This window comes from Streptomyces sp. NBC_01445, assembly GCF_035918235.1.
Taxonomy (GTDB): Bacteria; Actinomycetota; Actinomycetes; order Streptomycetales; family Streptomycetaceae; genus Streptomyces.
Map to the genome: position 1 here is coordinate 4345600 of NZ_CP109485.1, position 16964 is coordinate 4362563.

Genomic DNA, 16964 nt, shown 5'->3' on the forward strand with positions numbered 1-16964 from the left:
CTGGAACCCCACCCCCGACCGGCTATACACACTACGTATACCCGCTGTGTATAGTGACGGCCATGTCCATCGGTCACACCCTTCTGGGACTTCTCGAGTCCGGGCCACGACACGGCTACGACCTCAAGCGCACTTTCGACGCCACCTTCGGGCACGACAAGCCGCTGCACTACGGACAGGTCTACTCGACCATGTCCCGGCTCCTGAAGAACGGCCTGGTCGAGGTCGACGGGATCGAGGCCGGCGGCGGCCCGGAACGCAAGCGCTACGCCATCACCGACGCCGGCATCACCGATGTCCAGCGCTGGCTCGCCACCCCCGAGGCGCCCGAGCCCTACCTCCAGTCCGTCCTCTACACCAAGGTCGTCCTGGCGCTGCTCACCGAGCGCGACGCCGTCACGGTCCTGGACGCCCAGCGCGCGGAGCACCTGCGCATGATGCGCATCCTCACCGACCGCAAGCGCAAGGGCGACCTCGCCGACCAGCTGATCTGCGACCACGCCCTCTTCCACCTCGAAGCGGACCTGCGGTGGCTCGAACTCACCGCCGCACGCCTGGACAAGCTCGCCGCGGAGGTGCGCAAGCCATGACCCCCGCCGGCTCCCTCCTGACCGCCGACGGTCTCCACAAGACCTACGGCGCCACCAAGGCGCTCGACGGCGCCGAGTTCTCCGTCCACCCCGGCGAGGTCGTCGCCGTCATGGGCCCTTCCGGCTCCGGCAAGTCGACTCTCCTGCACTGCCTCGCCGGCATCGTCCCGCCCGACGAAGGCACCATCACCTACGCGGGACAGAACCTCGCCACCATGTCCGACGCCGCACGCAGCGCCCTGCGCCGCAGCGACTTCGGCTTCGTCTTCCAGTTCGGCCAGCTCGTCCCCGAACTCACCTGCCTGGAAAACGTCGCCCTGCCCCTGCGCCTCAACGGCGCCAGGCGCAAGGCCGCCGAGGCCACCGCCCGTACGTGGATGGAGCGCCTGGAGGTCGACGACCTCACCGCCAAGCGCCCCGGCGAGGTCTCCGGCGGCCAGGGCCAGCGCGTCGCCGTCGCCCGCGCCCTGGCCACCAGCCCCCGCGTCCTGTTCGCCGACGAGCCCACCGGCGCCCTCGACTCCCTCAACGGCGAGCGCGTCATGGAGCTGCTCACCGATGCCGCCCGGTCCACCAACGCCGCCGTCGTCCTCGTCACCCACGAAGCCCGCGTCGCCGCCTACTCGGACCGCGAGATCATCGTCCGTGACGGCAGGTCCCGCGACATGGAGCGCATCGCATGAGCGCGACGCGCACCAAGCCGCAGCCCGCGCCTGCGGCCACGGCGTCGGACTCCGCCCCCACCGGCGTGCGCGCCTGGGTCCGCGACCTGGGCATGGGCATGCGGTTCGCGGCCGCCGGCGGGCGCGAGGGCTGGATCCGCACGATCCTCACCGCTGTCGGCGTGGGCCTCGGAGTCGCGCTGCTGCTCGGCGCCGCGTCGGTGCCGTATCTGACCGACCACCGCAGCGAGCGCTCCTCCGCGCGCGAGGCCGCGGACCGGATGACCCTCGCGGGCAAGATCAAGCGGTCCGACACGACCCTGCTCATGCGGGACACGTTCACGACGTTCCGCGACCGCTCGCTGGAGGGCAGGTTCGTACGCGCCGAGGGCAGCAGGCCCGTCCTGCCGCCCGGCCTCGGCAAGCTGCCCGGCGACCACGAGATGGTGGTCTCGCCCGCGCTGCGCGACCTCCTCGACGACCCCGGCGCGAAGCTCCTCAAGGAGCGCTTCCACGACTACCGCGTCACCGGAACGATCGCCGACGCCGGCCTGGTCTCCCCGCAGGAGCTCTTCTACTACGCGGGATCCGACACCCTCACGACCCGCGACGGCGGCTACCGGGCGGCGAAGTTCGGCTCCGACCTGTCGGAGCCGCTGAATGCGCTCCTGATGGTGCTCGTCGTGCTGATCTGCGTCGTGCTGCTCACGCCCGTGGCCGTCTTCATCGGTACGGCGGTGCGGTTCGGCGGCGACCGACGCGACCGGCGCCTGGCCGCGCTGCGCCTGGTCGGCGCGGACGCCAGGGCGGTGCGGCGGATCGCGGCGGGCGAGTCGCTGTTCGGGGCCCTGCTCGGCCTGGCCGTCGGCGCCGTGTTCTTCCTCGCCATACGGCAACTGATCGGCGTGGTCGACCTCGACAGGGTCAGTGCGTTCCCGTCCGACCTGCAGCCGGTGCCGGTGCTCGCCGCGCTGATCGTCGTGGCCGTGCCGCTCTCGGCGGTCCTCGTCACCGTCTTCTCGCTGCGCTCGGTGGCCATCGAGCCGCTCGGTGTCGTGCGCGGCGGCGTGCCGCGCAGGCGTCGCCTGTGGTGGCGGCTGCTCCTGCCCGTCGCGGGCATCGGGATCCTCCTGGCCATGGGCCGGGTCAGCAGTACCGACCAGGACATCAACGCGTATGCCATCGCGACCGGCGCGACCCTGGCCCTGGTCGGGCTGAGCACGCTGCTTCCCTGGCTGCTCGAATCGGTCGTGGCCCGGCTGCGCGGCGGCCCGGTGCCGTGGCAACTGGCCACACGGCGGCTCCAGTTGAGCAGCGGCACCGCGGCCCGCGCGGTCAGCGGCATCACCATCGCGGTGGCCGGCGCGGTCGCCCTGCAGATGATGTTCGCGTCGATGCACGACGACTTCAACCGGGTCACGGGCCAGGACCCGCACCGCGCCCAGCTGACCGTCATCTCCCAGGCCGGCGACGGCAGGCTCGCGCAGCGGATGATCGACGACTTCCGTGACACGAAGGGCGTCAAGAGCGTCATCGGCACCGTGTCGACATATGCCACGCGCCCCGGCCCGGTCCCGGAGGGCGAGATCCAGCCCACGACGACGATCAGCATCGGCACCTGCGCGACCCTGCGCGAACTGGCCCGCGTCGGCGACTGCCGCGACGGCGACACGTTCGTCTCGCACACCGGCGACCGGAAGATGAACGACTGGGTCGACCAGTCGGCGCGCCCCGGCAAGCCCGTCGACGTGGGGCCCGGCGACGGCAAGAAGTCGAGCCAGGTCCTGTGGACGCTGCCCGCGGACGCCCGCACGGTCCAGGCGCGGCCCAGCCCGACCGGCGACAAGGTCGACGGCGTCCTCGCCACCCCCGGCGCGATCGACATCGCGCAGCTGACCGGGGCCACGACCACCGCCATGGTGCAGATCGACCCGAAGGTGCCGGACGCCGAGGAGTACGTGCGCAACACCGCGGCCCATATCGATCCGATGCTCGACGTGATGTCGATCAAGGCGGTCAACCGCGACAAGCAGTACGCGAGCATCGCGAGGGGGCTGCAGATCGGCGCGGCCGCGACCATGGCCCTGATCGCGGCGTCCATGCTGGTCTCCACCCTGGAGCAACTGCGGGAGCGCAAGCGGCTGTTGGCGGCCCTGACCGCGTTCGGCACGCGGCGCCGGTCGATGGCCTGGTCGGTCCTGTGGCAGACGGCGATCCCGGTCGCCCTCGGCCTCGGCCTGGCGATCGGGGGCGGGCTCGGCCTGGGCTACGTGATGACCCGCATGATCGACAAGCAGGTGACCGACTGGTGGGCGTTCGCACCCCTGACGGCGGGCGGCGCCGGACTCGTCGCGGTGGTGACACTGCTCAGCCTGCCGCCACTGTGGCGCATGATGCGGCCGGACGGCCTGCGCACCGAGTGACACACCCTGCCGGTACGGGGCTTGCCCCCAAGAGCTGGGGTCACAGCACCCGTACCGGCAGCGGCCGCACCGCCTCGCGCAGGGCCGCGGCCAGCTCCTCGTACTCCGCACCGCGCGCGGCGCCCGTCCGCATGGCGAGGGCGATGCGGCGGGTAGGCGCCGGGTCCTCGAAGAACCCGGTGAGCAACTGGCTGCTGCGGCTGGCCTCCACGGCGAGCGCGGTGCGCGGCAGCAGCGTCACGCCGAGCCCGCCCGCGACCAGCTGGACCAGCGTGGACAGGCCGGCCGCCGTCGTGGTCACCGGGGCGTCCGCGCGGCCGGCCTCGCGGCAGATGTCGAGCGCCTGGTCACGCAGGCAGTGCCCCTCGTCGAGCAGCAGCAGCCGCAGCTCGCGCAGGGCCTCGCGCGGGATGCCCTCGCGGCCCCCGAGCCAGTGGTCGAGCGGCGTGACGAGCACGAAGTCCTCGTCGAACAGGGGCAGTTCGGTGACGCCGGGCATCCCGAGCGGCACGGCGAGAAGCAGCAGATCGAGCCTCCCCGCCGCGAGCCCTTCGAGCAGGGACGACGTCTGCTCCTCGTGGACCTGGAGGTCCAGGTCCGGGTACTTCTCGTGGACGAGGCGCAGGACGGCCGGCAGGAGGTAGGGCGCGACGGTGGGGATGACGCCGAGGCGGAGCGCTCCCGTGAACGGCGCCCGTACCGCCTCGGCCTCCTCCATCAGCGCGCCCACCTCGTCGAGCACGGCCTTCGCGCGCACCGCGAGCCGCTCACCCTCGGGCGAGAGCAGTACCTTGCGGGTAGTGCGTTCGAGCAGGGTCACGCCGAGGGACTCCTCCAAGGCGGACACGGCGCCGGAGAGCGCGGGCTGGCTCATGCCGATCGCGGCGGCGGCGTCCCGGAAGTGCAGATGCTCGGCGACGGCGGCGAAGGCCCGCAGCTGCGCGAGGCTCGGCTGTCGCCGCTTGGTGCTGGCCACGGTCACTCCCCTTACTTACGGCTACTGATAGCTCGGTCCGATCAACACGACCGAGTCTAGCTATTTCCATAATCAATGCACCCTGTGCCACGATCGAGCCCAGTCCAACCCCTTTGGAAAGCCCTCAAAAAGGGCCCCTCCATGCTGCAAGGAGTAGTGCGTGCTCACTGTCGGTGACAAGTTCCCCCAGTTCGACCTGACTGCCTGTGTCTCCCTGGAGAAGGGCAAGGAGTTCGAGCAGATCGACCACAAGACCTACGAGGGCAAGTGGAAGATCGTCTTCGCGTGGCCCAAGGACTTCACCTTCGTGTGCCCGACCGAGATCGCCGCGTTCGGCAAGCTGAACGACGAGTTCGCCGACCGTGACGCCCAGATCCTCGGCTTCTCCGGCGACTCCGAGTTCGTGCACCACGCCTGGCGCAAGGACCACCCGGACCTGACCGACCTGCCCTTCCCGATGCTCGCCGACTCGAAGCACGAGCTCATGCGCGACCTCGGCATCGAGGGCGAGGACGGCTTCGCGCAGCGCGCCGTCTTCATCGTCGACCAGAACAACGAGATCCAGTTCACGATGGTGACCGCCGGTTCCGTGGGCCGTAACCCCAAGGAGGTCCTGCGGGTCCTCGACGCCCTGCAGACCGACGAGCTGTGCCCGTGCAACTGGACCAAGGGCGAGAACACCCTCGACCCGGTCGCGCTCCTGTCGGGCGAGTGATCTGACATGGCTCTCGACGAACTGAAGTCCGCCGTCCCGGACTACGCCAAGGACCTGCGCCTGAACCTCGGCTCGGTCATCGGCAACTCGGACCTGCCGCAGCAGCAGCTGTGGGGCACCGTGCTCGCCTGCGCGATCGCGTCCCGCTCCCCGCGCGTCCTGCGCGAGCTGGAGCCCGAGGCGAAGGCGAACCTGTCGCCGGAGGCGTACACGGCCGCCAAGTCGGCCGCCGCCGTCATGGCGATGAACAACGTCTTCTACCGCACGCGCCACCTGCTCTCCGACCCGGAGTACGGGACGCTGCGCGCCGGCCTGCGGATGAACGTCATCGGCAACCCGGGCGTCGAGAAGGTCGACTTCGAGCTGTGGTCCCTCGCGGTCTCCGCGATCAACGGCTGCGGCCAGTGCCTCGACTCGCACGAGCAGGTGCTGCGCAAGGCCGGCGTCGACCGCGAGACGATCCAGGAAGCGTTCAAGATCGCCGCGGTCATCCAGGCCGTGGGCGTCACGCTGGACTCCGAGGACGTCCTGTCCTGACGGACGGATCACCTCGGTAAGCGCATACGAGAACGCCGGGCGGGCTGAAGGAAATTCAGCCCGCCCGGCGTTCCCGCGTATCCGGCGTTCCCGCGTATCCGGCGTTCCCGTGTGTCCGGCGTTCTCGCGTATCCCGGCTTCTAGGTCTTCCCGGCCGTCGGATCGACCGGTGCCACGTCGACGGCGGTCGCCCCGTGCGGCGGCGGCGACTGCCGCAGCGCCGCCTCACGCGAGTACGAGCGCAGATAGCCGACGACCGTGTTCGTCACGGCCACGAGCGGCACCGCCACCACGGCACCGCCGATCCCGTTCACCAGGCCCCCGGCCGCGACAGACAGCACCACCGCGAGCGGATGCACCCGCACGGCCCGGCCCAGGATGAACGGCTGGAGGATGTGGCCCTCGATCTGCTGCACGGCCAGTACCACCGCGAGCGTCATGACGGCCGTGAAGACGCCCTGGGTCACCAGGGCCACCACCACCGCGAGCGCTCCCGAAATCACCGCGCCCACCAGCGGGATGAACGCGAACAGGAAGATGAAGACGGCGAGCGGCACCGCCATCGGGACCCCGAGGAAGAAGATGCCGAGCCCGATGAAGATCGCGTCGATGAGCGCGACTATCACCGTGCCGCGCACATACGCGGTGAGCGTGCGCCAGGCCCGTGGCCCCGCACCGGCGATACCGGGACGGGCCTGCGCCGGGACGAGCCTGGTGGTCCACTCCCAGATGCGCCGGCCGTCGTAGAGCAGGAACAGCGTCGAGAACATCGTGAGCAGGATGCCGGTGAGCGCCTCGACGATGACGGTGACGCCTTCGAGGCCCGCGGACGTGATCTGGTCGGTGTTGGCGCCGACCGCGTCGCGCAGGGACTTGGCGATCTCGTTGATCTGGCTCTCGGTCACATGGAACGGGCTGTTGAGGAGCCAGTTGCGCAGCTCGTCGATGCCGTCCTGGATCTGGTCCGAGAGGTTGTCGATGTTCTCCTGGACCTGCCAGACGACGAACCAGCCGACAAGTCCCATGATGACGAAGCCGAGGATCGCGGTGAGTGCGGTGGCCAGGCCCCGCGGCACACCGTGCCTCCTCAGGCGGGCCACGGTCGGCTGGAGGAGCGCGGTGATGAGCATCGCGGCGACGAACGCGTACACCACCAGTTGCACCGCGCTGATGACCCTCATCAGGACCCAGAGGGTGCCCGCCAGGACGAGCAGCCGCCAGCCGGCCTCGGCCGCGACGCGCATCCCCCACGGCACGGCCGCGACGGGGTCGGGCCTGGCCGCTATCGCGGGCGCGTACGCGGGAGGCGGGGGTACGTGGTCGCCGCCGCCGTTCTCCGGCCGGGTGAAGGGCACTTGGGGCACTTCGGCGGCCGCATGCGCGGCATCACGGGCGGGTTGAGGGGCGGACCCGGTGGCGGCATCCGGAACGGAGTCGTCCCCGCGGTCGTCGCGCTCGGCCTCGGCGCGGCGCTCGTCCAACCGCTCCCCCATCCGGCTGAGCTCACTGCCGAGCCGGCCGAGCCATCCTGGAACTCGCGACATGATCCGTCCTCTTCCCCCGTGCTCTCTCACCACTCCCCCGGGAGTCGTCGGCTCCGACCGTACATGCCCTGAGCCCCTCACCGTAGGACGGCAAGGGGCTCAGGAAGGTTGACGGGCCACGGGCCCGTCATGAAGCTGTACCGGCTTCTAGTACCAGTGGTTGGCCTGCCAGAAGCTCCAGGCCTCACACGGGCTGCCGTAGCGGCTGTCCATGTAGTTGAGGCCCCACTTGATCTGGGTGGCCGGGTTGGTCTGCCAGTCGGCGCCCGCGGTGGAGTACTTGGACGCGGGAAGCGCCTGGAAGAGACCGTAGGCGCCGGAGGAGGCGTTGGTCGCCCGGTAGTTCCAGCTGGACTCGTGGTCCACGATGTTGCTGAAGCACTGGAACTGCCCGGAGGGGACCATCTGACGCGCCATCGCCTGGATCTGCGACGTCGAGTACGAGGCCTGCGTGGCGAAGCTGGAGGCGTCGCGGGTGGCCGAGCGGCTGGCGACCTTCTTGGCCTCCTCACGCTCCTTGGCTTCCTTCTCCGCCTTCTCCTTGGCGTCGGCGGCCGCCTGCTGCTTGGCGACGGCGTCCTCGGCGGCCTTCTTACGGGCTGCTTCCTCCGCCGACTTCTGAGCGGCGTTGTCCGCGGCGATGGCCTGCGTCTCCGCCTGCTGCGTCAGCGTGGCGGTCTGCACCTGGGCCTGCTGGCCCGCGGGTATGTCGGCGAGGAGGGTCGCGTCGCTCGCCGTGGCCTCAGCCTCGTTGTTGGAGGGCTGAGCGGTGCTGCCCGAGGCAACACCCACGACTGCGCCGACTGTGGTGACCGCGGTGGCCGAAGCCACTGCGAATCCCCGGACCGAAATCCGGCTCACACGGTTTCCTTCCAGCATCGCCCGCTGTAGGTGACCCTCGCGGACGCAATCGTGCCCCTGGCGCTGGCCTCCCAACTGCGGGGTCACGGGAGACACGGGCCCGGTGGGCAACTCCCGCTAAGGGAGAGCCGCGTGGTGCACGGGCGGCATACGACGGCCTCTGTGAAGTTCTGGTGTCCGTGGTGCTCGTAATGCTGTGGATGCACAAGTGTCGTATGCGGGGCCTGACAGGACTGAGACTCTGCCGGACGCGGTTGCCTCAAGGCAATTCTCATCCAAGTGGGAAAGCTCACACCTCGTTTGCCCCAGCGGTTTCGCGGAAACAAGCGCACGGCACAACGCCGCCCGGCTAAGCTCCTGCGCTTCGCCGGGCGGCGCCAACTACCGCGTAACCCCTACAAGATGGGGCGCTTCGCTCGCTCTCTCCTCACAGGGGACCGTCCTCCAGCATCTCGGTGACCAGGGCCGCGATCTGCGAACGCTCCGACCGCGTAAGCGTGACGTGCGCGAACAGCGGGTGTCCCTTCAGCTTTTCGACGACGGCGACCACTCCGTCGTACCGGCCGACCCGGAGGTTGTCGCGCTGTGCCACGTCATGCGTGAGCACAACCCGCGAATTCGCCCCGATCCTCGACAGAACGGTCAAAAGGACGTTCCGTTCGAGGGATTGGGCCTCGTCCACGATCACGAACGCGTCGTGCAGGGAGCGGCCGCGGATGTGGGTGAGCGGCAGGACCTCCAGCATGCCGCGCGCGGTGACCTCCTCGATGACGGCCTTGCCGGCGACCGACCCGAGCGTGTCGAAGACCGCCTGCGCCCACGGGCCCATCTTCTCGGCCTCGGTGCCGGGCAGATAGCCGAGCTCCTGGCCGCCCACCGCGTACAGCGGACGGAAGACCATCACCTTCTGGTGCTGGCGTCGTTCGAGCACCGCTTCCAGGCCCGCGCACAGCGCGAGCGCCGACTTGCCGGTGCCGGCCCGGCCTCCCATCGACAGGATCCCGATGTCCGGGTCGAGGAGCAGATCGAGCGCGATGCGCTGCTCGGCGCTGCGTCCCTTGATACCGAACGCCTCACGGTCGCCGCGCACCAGACGGACGTTGCCCTCGGCCGTGATCCTGCCGAGCGCCTTGCCGCGCTCGGACTGGATGGTGAGGCCGGTGTGGACGGGCAGCTCCGCCGCCTCCGGTACGTACAGGCTCTCCTCCTCGAAGAGGAGGTCCACCTGTTCGCCGGAGAGCCGCAGCTCGGACATCCCGGTCCAGCCGGAGTCCGTGATGGCGAGCTCGGCGCGGTACTCCTCGGCGAGCAGGCCGACCGACGACGCCTTGATGCGCAGCGGCAGGTCCTTGGAGACGACGGTGACGTCGTACCCCTCGGCCTGGAGGTTGCGGGCGACGGCGAGGATGCGGGAGTCGTTGTCCCCCAGGCGGTAGCCCGCCGGGAGAACGCCCGGATCCGAGTGGTTGAGCTCGACGCGCAGGGTCCCGCCCAGATCGCCGATGGGGATCGGGGCGTCCAGGCGTCCGTGGCGGATACGGAAGTCGTCGAGCAGGCGCAGGGCCTGCCGGGCGAAGTATCCGAGCTCCGGATGGTGCCGCTTGGCCTCCAGTTCCGTGACCACGACGATCGGGAGCACCACTTCGTGCTCGTCGAACCTGGTCAGGGCGTTCGGGTCGGCCAGCAGGACGCTGGTGTCGAGAACATAAGTGCGCCGGTCAGGCTGGCGCTTGTTGCTGGTCACCACGGAAGGACGTACCCCCTCGGATGAGGTCGGGGAGCGACAGAGGGATCCAGGGCCGGGCGGGGCGGGTCGTACCCGCCGGTCGACGGCCGCGATGCACGGGCCGTGGACCGGCCCCCAGCTTCTCCAGCGGAGCATGTGCTCCCCGCGTGGTCGTCCTGGCGCAAAGGGCCTCCCGGGCGGACAGCCCCGTGCCGTCCGCTGAGACTCGACGTCCGTGAATCGGACATCGACCTGGAAGGCTTATTCCCTCGAACACGCGCGGCCATGCCACGGCATATGACGGCGCGCGCGTTAACTCCTGGTGACGTACGTCCCCGGGGTCAGCCGCCGTAACGCCGGTGGCGGGCGGCGTAGTCGCGCAGGGCGCGCAGGAAGTCCACCTTGCGGAAGGCGGGCCAGAAAACTTCGCAGAAGTAGTACTCGGAGTGGGCCGACTGCCACAGCATGAATCCGGACAGGCGCTGCTCGCCGCTCGTGCGGATGACGAGGTCCGGGTCGGGCTGCCCGCTGGTGTAGAGGTGCTTCGAGATCTGGTCGATGTCGACGCTCTCGGCGATCTCCTCGAGGCTGGTGCCCTTGTCCGCGTGGTCGAGCAGCAGGGAGCGCACCGCGTCGGCGATCTCCTGGCGGCCGCCGTAGCCGACCGCGACGTTCACGAGTATCCCCGCGTTGTCCGCGGTGGCCTGCTCGGCCTCCTTGAGGACGGTCTGGGTGCGGGCCGGGAGAAGGTCGAGGGTGCCGACGTGGTGGACGCGCCAGCGGCCGTCGACGGCGAGGCTGCGGACGGTCTCCTCGATGATGCCGAGGAGCGGCCTCAGCTCCTCCTCGGGACGGTCGAAGTTGTCCGTCGACAGCATCCAGAGGGTGACGACCTCGACGTCCGTCTCGGCACACCAGCCGAGGAACTCCTCGATCTTGTACGCACCGGCCTGGTGGCCCTGCGCCGCAGTGCCACCGGAGGCCTTCGCCCAGCGCCTGTTCCCGTCGAGGATGACCCCGATGTGTTTGGGCACCTGATCGTGGTCGAGACGGCCTTCCACCCGGCGTGCGTAAAGTCCGTACACCAGGTCGCGCAGGTTCACTGTCTTTCAGCCCCTCCGTGCAGACGGCAGTCCCCGAGGGCGAAGCCTACCGCTGCTGGGCGCCATCCTCACTGTGGGGCTGTCTGTGCTCCGGTGCTGTGGGCTGTCGGTGCTCTGACGTAGCTTCGTACCCATGAACGACATGTCTTCGTACCGCGCCGCCGCGGACCGCTACGACTCGATGGAGTACCGGCGCACCGGCCGCAGCGGTCTCAAGCTGCCCGCGATCTCGCTCGGCCTGTGGCACAACTTCGGTGACGACCGCACACTGGACTCGCAGCGGGAGATCCTCCGCCGCGCTTTTGACATCGGTGTCACCCACTTCGACCTGGCGAACAACTACGGGCCGCCCCCCGGCTCCGCCGAGCTGAACTTCGGCAAGATGTTCGCCCAGGACTTCGCCCCGTACCGGGACGAGCTGGTCATTTCGACCAAGGCGGGCTATCTCATGCACCCGGGTCCGTACGGGGAGTGGGGCAGCCGCAAGTACCTGCTGTCGTCCCTCGACGCGTCCCTGTCCCGGATGGGCCTCGACTACGTCGACATCTTCTACTCGCACCGCTTCGACCCGGACACCCCGCTCGAGGAGACGATGGGCGCGCTCGCGTCCGCCGTGCAGCAGGGCAAGGCGCTGTACGTGGGTGTGTCCTCGTACAACAGCGAGCAGACCGCCGAGGCGGCGCGCCTGCTGAAGGAGATGGGCGTCCCGGCGCTCATCCACCAGCCCTCGTACTCGATGATCAACCGCTGGACCGAGGACGACGGCCTGCTGGACACGCTGGAGACGGCCGGTATGGGCTGCATCTCCTTCGTGCCGCTCGCGCAGGGCCTGCTCACGGACAAGTACCTGAAGGGCATCCCGGAGGGGTCGCGCGCCACGCAGGGCAAGTCCCTCGACCCGGGCCTCGCGGGCGACTCCGAGGTGATCCGCCGGCTGAACGGGCTCAACGACATCGCCCAGCGCCGCGGCCAGTCCCTCGCGCAGCTCGCGCTCAACTGGGTGCTGCGGGACGAGCGGATGACGTCGGCCCTGATCGGCGCCTCCAGCGTCCGGCAGCTGGAGGAGAACGTGGCGGCTCTGGCGGGCCCGAAGCTCACCGAAGAAGAGCTGTCCGAAATCGACTCGTTCGCGGTGTCGACCCCGGGCACGAACATCTGGGCCGGGCGGAGCTGACCCCTCCCGCTCCGTCCGTTCCGCGCGAGGGCCGCGGCCCTCGCACCAGGACACTCCCTAGGGTCTTTCGTTTGGATCCGGCTGCCTGATCCGAACGAGAGGCCCTAGGCGCCGGGGGTACGCGGCCTGCGGAACCATGCGCCCGTGCTCGCCCGGCTGAGCAGGACGACCATGACGACCGCCCCGATCAGCGCGATGGGCCCACCGATGTTGCCGCGCAGCGTTGCGCTCAGGCCGAGCAGGATCTGCACGCTCGCGATGACGATCGACGTGACGCGCAGCCCACGTCCCGCCCGCCCGTAGAAGCAGGCGAGGACCAGCAGCGCGACGCCGAAGATGTTCCCGCCGAACGCGGCGCCGGCGCCCCGCGCCCCCTCCGTCACGCCTACGGCGACGGAGGCGAGGAGGGCGAGGCCGACCATCACAAACGTGGTCGTCCGGGCGGCACGGAGCGAGGGCGGCATGCTCAGGGGCGGCGCGGGGGCGAACTGCGGGTTCTCCCCGTACGACCCGGGCGCGTTGTAGGGGCCGGGGATGTAGGGGACGGGAGCGCCGTGCTGACCCGGGCCGCCGTACGGACCGGGAGCGGTGGGCGGCGCCTGGTGCGGATGGTCGTTCGGCATGCCGCGGACTCTAATCCCGGCGCCGTGACCCGGGGGGCGCACGCGCGCGGCCGGCCGGAGACAAAAAACGGGCCGGTCCGTGGGGGGGAGACGGACCGGCCCGAGGGGGGGTTTCCACCATAACCCTTCGTAAGTGATGGTGGGTGCATCGGCGTGCCACAACTACTCTCCGAAGTCGCCCGACGACGGCTGGAGGTATGTTTCCGGCCGCTTCGGGCGGGGTTTCGCAACGGTTTTCCCGGCTTGCGGCCCGCGCGCGGCGTCCCCCTGAAGGGTTAGTCGTGCGACGAACGCGCGCTTGACGCCCGAGCCGACCGGAGGTTGGCTGCGCACCCATGGCGACCTTCACCGTGCCGGGACTCGAGGCCGAACTGCCGCTGGAAATCGCGGAGTCGGGGCGGGCGCGGCGACGCGGGCTGCTCGGCCGGGACGGGGTGAACGGCGCGCTCCTGCTGACGTCGTCGTCGAGCGTGCACACCCTGGGGATGCGCTTCGTCATAGATGTGGCGTATTTGGACCGGCGTGGCACGGTGCTCGCCGTGCGGACGATGCGGCCGGGCCGGATCGGACTCCCCCGGTTGCGCGCCCGGCGCGTCCTGGAGTCGGAGGCGGGGGCTATGGCCCGGTGGGGGGTGCGGCGGGGGGTGCGGGTGACGGTGCTGGGGCGGTGACGACCCTGGGGCGGTGACGACCCGTCGCGTACCGCTTGTCACGTACTGCTTGTCACGTACCGCGTGTCGCGCGAGGGCCCGGTGGCCGTGGACGAGGAGGGGGAGGCACGCGGCACCGCGCAGCCCCCTCCACTGCACGGTGCCGCCGCGCAGCTTTGCTCACGCGAATTGCCTTGGTCTGAACCTACGTGACGGTGACACGTGTAGCGAGCCCTTGTCGGTAACGATGCAGAATCGGTTGGAGGGTGGGCCTCCGGAAAAGGCCCCGCGAACTCCTCCCGCTTGGGGGCCAATTGCCGTGAATCACCCGGCGATCGGCTTGCGGGCCTCGATGAGGTGGCGGGTGCTGTGGGCGACGAACGGCCCTTCTTTCTCGAGCCGTTCATGCAGCTCAAGGAGGAGCGGCCGGTACGCCTCGACGGTGAAGCCCGGAACCATCCAGATCACCTTGCGCAGGAAGTGCACGACGGCACCGATGTCGAAGAACTCGATGCGCAGGCGCTCGGCGCGCAGGTCGACGACTTCGAGTCCGGCCGCTTCGGCCTCGGCGCGCTCGCCCTCCGGGTCGCGGCCGTTCCTGACCTCCTCCGGCTGCGGGCCGAGGAAGTACTCGACGACCTCGAAGACGCTGCTCGGGCCGACGTGCTGCGCGAAGTACGTACCGCCGGGCATCAGCACCCGGGCGATCTCGGCGAACGGGGCCTTCACGGGGTGGCGGCTGGTCACCAGATCGAACGTGCCGTCGGCGAACGGCAGCGGCGCCTCTTCCGGCGAGGCGACGACCACGACGCCGCGCGGGGCGAGCAGCGCCGAGGCCTTGGCGACGTTGGGCGGCCAGCCCTCGGTGGCGGCGATCAGCGGGGGCAGCTTCGGGGCGGAGGCGAGGACCTCGCCGCCGCCGGTCTGGAGGTCGAGCCCGGCCGACGCGCGGCCCATGCGCTCACCCATGGCACGCGCGTAACCCCAGGAGGGCCGCTCCTCGGTGGCCCGGCCCTCGAACCAGGAGAAGTCCCAGCCCTCCACGGGGGCGGCGGCCGCCTCCGCGACGAGCTCGTCGAAGGGGCGGCCGGCGGGGGTGGGGGGTGTGCTCATGGGGCCATGTTCGCAGCGGCGTTGCCGCGACGGCACATGGTTTTGTGCCGCCCGGGCCGTCCATCCTTCACGGGAGGGGGCGTTGTCGGCGGGCGCTGCTACGTTCCCCGGCATGGGAATCCACGTGCCCTACACCGGGGGCGAGAAGGAAAGTCTGCTGGCAGCGCTCGACCGGCACCGCGACGTCGTGCTCTGGAAGCTGCAGGGCCTCGACGAGGAGCAGGTACGGCGGCCGATGGCGCCTTCGGGGAACAGCCTCCTCGGCCTGGTCAAGCATCTGGCGTCGGTCGAGTACGGCTGGTTCTGCGAGACGTTCGGGCGGCCGGTGGAGCCGCTGTGGTTCGACCCGGAGACGGACGAGGACCTGCGGGTGGGCCCCGAGGAGTCCACGGAGCGCATCGCCGCGTTCTACGGCCGGGCGCGGGCCGCGTCCGACGCCGTGATCGCCGAGGTCGGGCTCGAGGAGACCGGCACGTCGTGGGACGGCAAGAAGGTGTCGATGCGGTGGGTGCTCATCCACATGCTGGAGGAGACGGCCCGGCACGCGGGCCACATCGACATCCTGCGGGAACTGATCGACGGCGCGGCCGGTGACCACCAAGGGACGTCGCGGGCGTGATCGCTCCGGTCTCCCCTTCCTCACCTGTCTCTCACCGAACTCCCGCACGGTTCCCAGACCGATCCGCTGTAGTGGGGCGGGGGACGGTAACCGCCCGCCCCTGCCTCGGCCTACGGGGGTTCTCCACGTACCCTGGGCGGATCCGCTCCGGGCACCGCTGCCCGACACAGGTAACGGCACCGTCCGTCCCGCGCCGAAATGCGAGCACATGTCCGATCGTTCCATTCGCTCCGTTCGTTCCGCCCGTTCAGCGATAGCGGCTCGTTCCGCACGCCCAGCGGAAGCGGCTCGTTCCGCACGCTCGGCGATAGCGGCCCGTTCCGCACGATCCTCAACAGCGGCCCGTTCCGCACGATCCTCGATAGCGGCCTGGCTCACCCGCCTCTACTTCGCCCGGCTCCGGAAGAAGGGCGGCCTCGACCTGTCCGTCCTCTCGAAGCTGCCCGACGCCGCGCTCCTTCCGCTGCGCCGTGACGGCCTCGACCCGGTGGCCGAGATCGGCGAGCTGCGTGACCGGGAGCCGGTCAGCAGGCTGCCCATCCCCGGCATGACGGTCTGGCTGGTCACCGGCTACGACGAGGCGAAGGCCGTACTGGGCCACGGGTCCGCGTTCAGCAACGACTTCCGGAACCTGGTCGGCAACACCGGCGTCACCGACGACCAGAACCCGGGCGGGCTCGGCTTCACCGACCCGCCGGACCACACCCGGCTGCGGAAGATGCTGACGCCGGAGTTCACGATGCGCCGGCTCTCCCGGCTCACGCCCCGTATCCACGCCATCGTCGAGGAGCGCCTCGCCGACCTCGCGAAGGCGGCGGGCGGCGACGGCGCCGTGGACCTCGTCGAGCACTTCGCGATGCCGGTGCCCGCGCTGGTGATCTGCGAACTGCTCGGCGTCCCCTATGAGGACCGGGACGACTTCCAGCAGTTCTCCGTGGCCCGCTTCGACGTGTTCGGCGGCGCGGGCGCGTCGTTCAGTGCCGTGTCGCAGTCCCTCGACTACCTGCGCGGGATCGTCGCCGAGCAGCGCCGCAACCCCGGCGACGGCCTCCTCGGCATGCTCGTACGCGAATACGGCGACTCCATCACGGACGAGGAGCTCACGGGCCTCGCCGACGGCGTCCTCACCGGCGGCCTGGAGACCACCGCGAGCATGCTGGCGCTCGGCACGCTCATCCTGCTCCAGAACCCCGAGCACTTCGCCGCGCTGCGCGACGCGGAGGACCCGGAGGCCGTCGCCGCGCCCTTCGTCGACGAGCTGCTGCGCCATCTGACCGTCGTCCAGACCGCGTTCCCGCGCTTCGCGCGCGAGGACGTCGAGATCGGCGGAGTCCCGATATCCGACGGCGACATAGTCCTCGTCTCCCTCAGCGCGGCGGACCGCGACGGGCGCCTCGGCGAGGACATGGACCGCTTCGACCCGTCCCGCCAGGTCACCGGCTCCCACCTCGCGTTCGGCTACGGCATCCACCGCTGCATCGGCGCCGAACTCGGCAAGATGGAACTCCGCGCGGCCTTCCCCCAACTGGTCCGCCGCTTCCCGGAGTTGAAGCTCGCCGTCGAGCCCCGCGACCTGGAGTTCCGCAAGCTGTCGATCGTGTACGGGGTGGACACACTGCCGGTCCGGCTCGGCTAGCGGAGCGCGCGG

16 protein-coding genes are annotated in these 16964 nt (G+C 70.2%); 9 read left to right on the top strand and 7 right to left on the bottom strand.

Annotated features, from left to right (window positions below):
- Window positions 1–62: 62 nt before the first annotated feature.
- From OG574_RS19630 to OG574_RS19640, 3 genes are read left to right on the top strand one after another with little or no spacing between them, the layout of a single operon-like run.
- Window positions 63–590: a PadR family transcriptional regulator gene (locus tag OG574_RS19630; protein WP_100598178.1), complete on the top strand. Its 528-nt coding sequence runs from the start codon at window positions 63–65 to the stop codon at window positions 588–590.
- On the top strand, window positions 587–1273 hold the full coding sequence (locus OG574_RS19635) for an ABC transporter ATP-binding protein (protein WP_326774294.1): 687 nt from the start codon (window positions 587–589) through the stop codon (window positions 1271–1273). The genes OG574_RS19630 and OG574_RS19635 overlap by 4 nt, the downstream gene beginning before the upstream one ends.
- A complete protein-coding gene (locus OG574_RS19640; protein WP_326774295.1) occupies window positions 1270–3675 on the top strand; it encodes an FtsX-like permease family protein in 2406 nt (801 codons plus the stop codon). Before OG574_RS19635 ends, OG574_RS19640 begins: the two co-directional genes overlap by 4 nt.
- A 40-nt stretch (window positions 3676–3715) precedes the next feature.
- Here OG574_RS19640 and OG574_RS19645 read toward each other — a convergent pair whose 3' ends face one another.
- Window positions 3716–4651 (bottom strand): LysR substrate-binding domain-containing protein, encoded by a 936-nt coding sequence (locus OG574_RS19645; RefSeq protein ID WP_383096343.1) that lies wholly within the window; start codon window positions 4649–4651, stop codon window positions 3716–3718.
- Window positions 4652–4811: 160 nt separating this feature from the next.
- Between OG574_RS19645 and OG574_RS19650 the strand changes: the two genes are divergently transcribed.
- Both OG574_RS19650 and OG574_RS19655 read left to right on the top strand, forming a co-directional pair.
- Window positions 4812–5366, top strand: coding sequence for a peroxiredoxin (locus OG574_RS19650; protein ID WP_100598182.1), 555 nt, complete (start codon window positions 4812–4814; stop codon window positions 5364–5366).
- A gap of 6 nt (window positions 5367–5372) precedes the next feature.
- Window positions 5373–5903, top strand: coding sequence for an alkyl hydroperoxide reductase (locus tag OG574_RS19655; protein WP_100598183.1), 531 nt, complete (start codon window positions 5373–5375; stop codon window positions 5901–5903).
- A 140-nt stretch (window positions 5904–6043) separates the two neighbouring features.
- Here the strand turns inward: OG574_RS19655 and OG574_RS19660 are convergent, their stop codons facing one another.
- From OG574_RS19660 to OG574_RS19675, 4 genes are all read right to left on the bottom strand, one after another.
- Window positions 6044–7447: an AI-2E family transporter gene (locus tag OG574_RS19660; protein WP_326774296.1), complete on the bottom strand. Its 1404-nt coding sequence runs from the start codon at window positions 7445–7447 to the stop codon at window positions 6044–6046.
- 147 nt (window positions 7448–7594) lie between these two features.
- Complete coding sequence (locus OG574_RS19665; protein WP_326774297.1) at window positions 7595–8326, bottom strand: lytic transglycosylase domain-containing protein; 732 nt, start codon at window positions 8324–8326, stop codon at window positions 7595–7597.
- Window positions 8327–8735: 409 nt separating this feature from the next.
- The gene (locus OG574_RS19670; RefSeq protein WP_100598186.1) at window positions 8736–10055 is read right to left on the bottom strand and encodes a PhoH family protein; all 1320 of its coding nucleotides are present in this window, start codon (window positions 10053–10055) and stop codon (window positions 8736–8738) included.
- Window positions 10056–10375: 320 nt separating this feature from the next.
- Entirely contained in the window at window positions 10376–11137 is a 762-nt protein-coding gene (locus tag OG574_RS19675) for an isoprenyl transferase (protein WP_100598187.1), read from the bottom strand.
- A gap of 133 nt (window positions 11138–11270) precedes the next feature.
- Between OG574_RS19675 and mgrA the strand changes: the two genes are divergently transcribed.
- Window positions 11271–12311, top strand: coding sequence for an L-glyceraldehyde 3-phosphate reductase (mgrA, locus tag OG574_RS19680; RefSeq protein WP_100598188.1), 1041 nt, complete (start codon window positions 11271–11273; stop codon window positions 12309–12311).
- A 104-nt stretch (window positions 12312–12415) separates the two neighbouring features.
- Here the strand turns inward: mgrA and OG574_RS19685 are convergent, their stop codons facing one another.
- Window positions 12416–12934 carry a hypothetical protein gene (locus OG574_RS19685; protein WP_326774298.1) on the bottom strand — a complete coding sequence of 173 codons (519 nt, stop codon included), beginning with the start codon at window positions 12932–12934 and terminating at the stop codon, window positions 12416–12418.
- A gap of 335 nt (window positions 12935–13269) precedes the next feature.
- Between OG574_RS19685 and OG574_RS19690 the strand changes: the two genes are divergently transcribed.
- The gene (locus OG574_RS19690) at window positions 13270–13605 is read left to right on the top strand and encodes a DUF192 domain-containing protein (protein ID WP_100598190.1); all 336 of its coding nucleotides are present in this window, start codon (window positions 13270–13272) and stop codon (window positions 13603–13605) included.
- Window positions 13606–13908: 303 nt separating this feature from the next.
- Here the strand turns inward: OG574_RS19690 and OG574_RS19695 are convergent, their stop codons facing one another.
- On the bottom strand, window positions 13909–14697 hold the full coding sequence (locus OG574_RS19695; RefSeq protein WP_326774299.1) for a class I SAM-dependent methyltransferase: 789 nt from the start codon (window positions 14695–14697) through the stop codon (window positions 13909–13911).
- Window positions 14698–14809: 112 nt separating this feature from the next.
- Here OG574_RS19695 and OG574_RS19700 point away from each other — a divergent pair, with 112 nt between their 5' ends.
- Together OG574_RS19700 and OG574_RS19705 are read left to right on the top strand one after the other, a co-directional pair.
- A complete protein-coding gene (locus OG574_RS19700; RefSeq protein WP_326774300.1) occupies window positions 14810–15316 on the top strand; it encodes a DinB family protein in 507 nt (168 codons plus the stop codon).
- A 208-nt stretch (window positions 15317–15524) separates the two neighbouring features.
- A complete protein-coding gene (locus OG574_RS19705) occupies window positions 15525–16952 on the top strand; it encodes a cytochrome P450 (RefSeq protein WP_326774301.1) in 1428 nt (475 codons plus the stop codon).
- Window positions 16953–16964 lie beyond the last annotated feature (12 nt).

What these genes read in the sequence shown, in the direction of transcription:
- mgrA (WP_100598188.1), top strand. Translation starts at nt 11,271, where the DNA reads ATGAACGACATGTCTTCGTACCGCGCCGCCGCGGACCGCTACGACTCG.
- OG574_RS19655 (WP_100598183.1), top strand. Translation starts at nt 5,373, where the DNA reads ATGGCTCTCGACGAACTGAAGTCCGCCGTCCCGGACTACGCCAAGGAC.
- OG574_RS19630 (WP_100598178.1), top strand. Translation starts at nt 63, where the DNA reads ATGTCCATCGGTCACACCCTTCTGGGACTTCTCGAGTCCGGGCCACGA.
- OG574_RS19705 (WP_326774301.1), top strand. Translation starts at nt 15,525, where the DNA reads ATGTCCGATCGTTCCATTCGCTCCGTTCGTTCCGCCCGTTCAGCGATA.
- OG574_RS19695 (WP_326774299.1), bottom strand. Translation starts at nt 14,697, where the DNA reads ATGAGCACACCCCCCACCCCCGCCGGCCGCCCCTTCGACGAGCTCGTC.
- OG574_RS19635 (WP_326774294.1), top strand. Translation starts at nt 587, where the DNA reads ATGACCCCCGCCGGCTCCCTCCTGACCGCCGACGGTCTCCACAAGACC.
- OG574_RS19640 (WP_326774295.1), top strand. Translation starts at nt 1,270, where the DNA reads ATGAGCGCGACGCGCACCAAGCCGCAGCCCGCGCCTGCGGCCACGGCG.
- OG574_RS19700 (WP_326774300.1), top strand. Translation starts at nt 14,810, where the DNA reads ATGGGAATCCACGTGCCCTACACCGGGGGCGAGAAGGAAAGTCTGCTG.
- OG574_RS19685 (WP_326774298.1), bottom strand. Translation starts at nt 12,934, where the DNA reads ATGCCGAACGACCATCCGCACCAGGCGCCGCCCACCGCTCCCGGTCCG.
- OG574_RS19690 (WP_100598190.1), top strand. Translation starts at nt 13,270, where the DNA reads ATGGCGACCTTCACCGTGCCGGGACTCGAGGCCGAACTGCCGCTGGAA.
- OG574_RS19665 (WP_326774297.1), bottom strand. Translation starts at nt 8,326, where the DNA reads ATGCTGGAAGGAAACCGTGTGAGCCGGATTTCGGTCCGGGGATTCGCA.
- OG574_RS19660 (WP_326774296.1), bottom strand. Translation starts at nt 7,447, where the DNA reads ATGTCGCGAGTTCCAGGATGGCTCGGCCGGCTCGGCAGTGAGCTCAGC.